This window comes from Bacillus sp. JJ722, from assembly GCF_036963345.1.
Lineage (GTDB): Bacteria > Bacillota > Bacilli > Bacillales > DSM-1321 > Bacillus_AD.
This window is the reverse complement of the sequence record NZ_JBALMO010000229.1, coordinates 1-3,603: the sequence shown is the minus strand read 5'-3', so window position 1 is coordinate 3,603 and position 3,603 is coordinate 1. Positions and strand designations below refer to the sequence as shown.

Sequence of the window (3,603 nt, the reverse complement as noted above, 5' to 3'; positions counted from 1 at the left end):
GTAATAAGACATATAAATACCTCCTATAAATAATATTACATTATATGTAAAATGGTAGTTTTTGAAATAATAGAAAAGCCTTTTTATAGCTAGAAAAGGATGTTTTTGAGGAAAAAAAAGGTTGATTTAGTAGTGTGGGGTGATAGCATGCAGCAAATGCACTTGTTTGATCCAACCTTTAAACAACGGTTAGAGGAAATAGTGAATGAGCAGATTGAAGATTATTTTATCACTAAGTCTTTTGTAGTTAATGAGCAAGATAATCTTCATTTGCATTACTGTAAAGTGCTTACTAAGAAAAATGTATATGACGTTACAATCTCAGAGGATTACAATTATCAATCAGAAATAAATTATAAGTCAGATCGTAAGGAGTTTAATAAGTACGGTATTAGAGATTATTTCAAAAGACACGGTGCTATTTTTAAAAAGAACTATATTAGTTAGGAGGTTGTCAGTTTGAGAGAAATTAAGTTTCGAGGCAAATCTATTTTGAACAATATGTGGATTGAAGGTGCCTTCATAACGGATATAAGAGAGTTTAACAGAATTTGTGATAAAGCTTATATAATACCTCATTTGGAAAAACTTAAGGCTCCAATCGGAGTTATACCAGAATCAGTTGGGCAATACATGGGCCTGAATGATAAGAACAGCAAGGAGATTTATGAAGGGGATATTTTTACGCTCAATCGATATCCATTAAGAAAAGAAGATGGCTATGTAGGTGTTTGTTGAATATGACATAGATAGATTTTGGGGTGTAAGAACAATGAAAGCTAATTCAGGTGTTCGAGGTATCTCTGATGGAATTGCAGATGGAATGTATGAATTTTTGGATGATGGCATTGAAGTAATAGGTAATATTCATGACAATCCAGAGTTGTTGAGTTAGGAAACAAAAGAGTAATTATGTTACCAACTAAGTAAATTAGAGTATGGAAACTGAAGAATTATTGTGTTACCAAAAGAAAATCCTTCGGAAAAATGAAGGATGGATGATGTTGTTTATTCTTCTATACTAAAAGAAGCTGCAAGTTGAACGGAGCTTTCATTTGATTCTGTTTCTTGAGGATCGAAGGTTTTTAGTACACGATATTCTCCTGGTGTAAGTGCATTTTTAAAATGACTTAAATGAATAATTTCTGTTTTTTGGCTGCTTGGTTGAATTGAAAGACCTATACTTTCAAATGCAACATCCTTAAATGGGACGTAGTACCAAGCATTTTTTATCTTTTTTTCAATTGAGAAATCTCTTCCATAAAAATAATTAATAGAACTTTTATTATTTATAGTGATTTCAATGGTTTTTTTATTAGATTTTTCATCTATATGTCCAATTGAAAGTTCTAGTCCGTTTATTGAAGAAGGGATTTCTTGAATTTTCGATTTTACTTTTAAATGTTCGTCTTTATTAAGATTTGTACATGCTGATGTAAATAAACAGCATACTAATAGAAAAACAATAAATAATTTTGGATTACTCATGCTTAACCTCCTTAATAATAAGGCGATTATAAGTGGAAAAAGGTTACAAATAGTAATTGAGTTTTAGGAAACAAAAGGTTGATTATGTAGTGCGGATAGGTATTGCTTTGAAAGTAGAGGTTGATATAGAACGGGAGAACTAGATTGAACAGCCACTAAAAGAAGTGATGAAAGTATAAAAAACAGCCATGAAAATGGCTGTAGCTCTCAAAAGGGTGGCTAACAAAAGAAGGGGAAAAAGAAGGGAAAAAAGCAGTTACAGCGTCTTCTTCTACAACAGCATCTCCTTCTACAACAGCATCTCCTTCTGTGACATCTATCGCAGTCAAATGATTCGAAATCACATCTGCGACGTCTATCACAGCTTGATGATTCAGAATCACATCTTCTGCGTCTACGATGTCTATCACAACTTGATGATTCGGAAACGAATCTTTGAGACATAAACAACACAACCTTTCTTAAATATACTTTAAGGTATGTTGATTTAATGAAGATGCATAGTTGTATACCTAAAGATAAAATGAAATGGGCTTGTGTCCTATGAACTATTTATATTGAAAAAATGAAACGTTTTTTTGCCAGTAAATATAAAATATACGAAACACAAGGCTGAATTAGTTAAATGAATTTTATGAGACTAAAAGATGTTGAAGTGTATGGAGCAAATTTTTATAAATAAATGAATCCCATTCAATCTGAATGGGAAAAAGGAGATACAAGTTAAATTAAAAGAATTCTCTCCAGTTTAAAAAGGTAACAATATAACAACAATCACTCTCTCTATGAACATAAGTAATTGAAATACCTCCGGGAGAAAATGAAACAGTTGCTTTGTTTTTTATTCCTGAATTATTAATCATATAATGGAGTTTTTGATGGTCTGATTTGTGAGCTGCCGAGGTAATTTCCTGTGCAAAAGTGGGTAAGGATCTTATTTTCTCATTAACAATTTCAACATCGGATAATAATTGTTTTATATTTTCTGCTGAATTTTTAAGTGATTGTGGCTCGCTTGGTGGTAATGGTCTTTCTGAATCATACGTTTGGAGAAATGGATAGTCCACTTGATTAGGTTGAAATTGAATATAGGGCGTATAAGGTGAGTTATAAAAATAATACATGCTTTTACCTCCTAATTAAAAATCAATCCATATAGTGTATTGTCCTGCAAAGGAAAAAGTGTTCACATCAAAAGCTTTTTTCTAAAACACTTTTTAAAGAAAAAACATAAAGGGGACTGAATCCCCTTTGTTTACTTAATTAGAAAAGAGGTTTAGGCAGATTGTTAAGATGGGCGATAACCGGAATTTGTCCAATATGATATGCCTCATGTGTATATACATGATTAAATAACCAGTTTAGAGTTGGAGTCGACGGTGGGCGCCATCCGTCAGCATAGCTGGGCACTTTCACTAGTTCAATAAGTTGTGAAGCATCTAATTAATGAAGAATATCATCAGTATAGTTTCTAATATAGATATAACTTTCTAGAAGTTCCTTTGCAGTGCTGTGTTCATTAAGATTCAAAAGACAACTATCTTTTAACCAAATCTTATTTATCCAGTAGTCTTCACTGCATGATATATGTGCAATAATCCAGGCTATTGAATTATGATAAACATCGGATTTTTTAAACCAAGACTGTTCGTCAAGAGCTTCTAAGTATGGTATTAAGATTTTTCGAGGATCATTACGGTATGGGAATAACAAAGAACTCACCCTTTTTACTCCAATTATAATCTATTTTAATGAAACAAAAGGCTGAATATGTAGAACAGAAATTTTAAAATTAAAAAATCCCTTAAAGGATCAAGTTATTTTGAAAAGGGACATAATACCATTTGTTTTTTATCTTTTTTTCAAAATACGAAAATATAGTCCATAGGAATAATCATAGGAGTAATTGTTTTCTATTTTTATTTCAATCTCTTTTGCTTTAAGGTCAACATTCTGAATTGACATCTTTAGCCCGTTTTTTGAAACCGGTATGGTTTGATATTCAGCTTCCTCTTCAAGAATCTTATCTTTTTGTGGAAGTTGGCAAGCTGATAAATTAATACAGAAAATAAATAATAGAAATATAGATAATAATTTTGTTTTCACTCTATTCCA

General features: G+C 31.4%; 8 protein-coding genes. 3 read left to right on the top strand and 5 right to left on the bottom strand.

Translation table 11 applies throughout. The features are described 5' to 3' along the window. Window positions 1–105 precede the first annotated feature (105 nt). The 3 genes from V7014_RS22155 to V7014_RS22145 are packed head-to-tail and all read left to right on the top strand — an operon-like array spanning window position 106 to window position 895. A complete protein-coding gene (locus V7014_RS22155) occupies window positions 106–447 on the top strand; it encodes a hypothetical protein (protein WP_335510408.1) in 342 nt (113 codons plus the stop codon). Between the two features lie 12 nt (window positions 448–459). After that, window positions 460–738: a YopX family protein gene (locus V7014_RS22150; RefSeq protein WP_335510406.1), complete on the top strand. Its 279-nt coding sequence runs from the start codon at window positions 460–462 to the stop codon at window positions 736–738. A gap of 34 nt (window positions 739–772) precedes the next feature. Then, on the top strand, window positions 773–895 hold the full coding sequence (locus tag V7014_RS22145) for a YopX family protein (protein ID WP_335510404.1): 123 nt from the start codon (window positions 773–775) through the stop codon (window positions 893–895). 113 nt (window positions 896–1,008) lie between these two features. Here the strand turns inward: V7014_RS22145 and V7014_RS22140 are convergent, their stop codons facing one another. From V7014_RS22140 to V7014_RS22120, 5 genes are all read right to left on the bottom strand, one after another. Continuing rightward, window positions 1,009–1,488 carry an immunoglobulin-like domain-containing protein gene (locus tag V7014_RS22140; protein ID WP_335510402.1) on the bottom strand — a complete coding sequence of 160 codons (480 nt, stop codon included), beginning with the start codon at window positions 1,486–1,488 and terminating at the stop codon, window positions 1,009–1,011. A gap of 155 nt (window positions 1,489–1,643) precedes the next feature. Further along, the gene (locus V7014_RS22135) at window positions 1,644–1,871 is read right to left on the bottom strand and encodes a hypothetical protein (protein ID WP_335510400.1); all 228 of its coding nucleotides are present in this window, start codon (window positions 1,869–1,871) and stop codon (window positions 1,644–1,646) included. Window positions 1,872–2,216: 345 nt separating this feature from the next. After that, a complete protein-coding gene (locus tag V7014_RS22130; protein ID WP_335510398.1) occupies window positions 2,217–2,612 on the bottom strand; it encodes a hypothetical protein in 396 nt (131 codons plus the stop codon). A gap of 319 nt (window positions 2,613–2,931) precedes the next feature. Next, window positions 2,932–3,210: a DinB family protein gene (locus V7014_RS22125; protein WP_335510396.1), complete on the bottom strand. Its 279-nt coding sequence runs from the start codon at window positions 3,208–3,210 to the stop codon at window positions 2,932–2,934. A 129-nt stretch (window positions 3,211–3,339) separates the two neighbouring features. Further along, window positions 3,340–3,603, bottom strand: a 264-nt coding sequence (locus tag V7014_RS22120) for a hypothetical protein (protein WP_335510394.1), incomplete at its 5' end; no start/stop codon positions are given.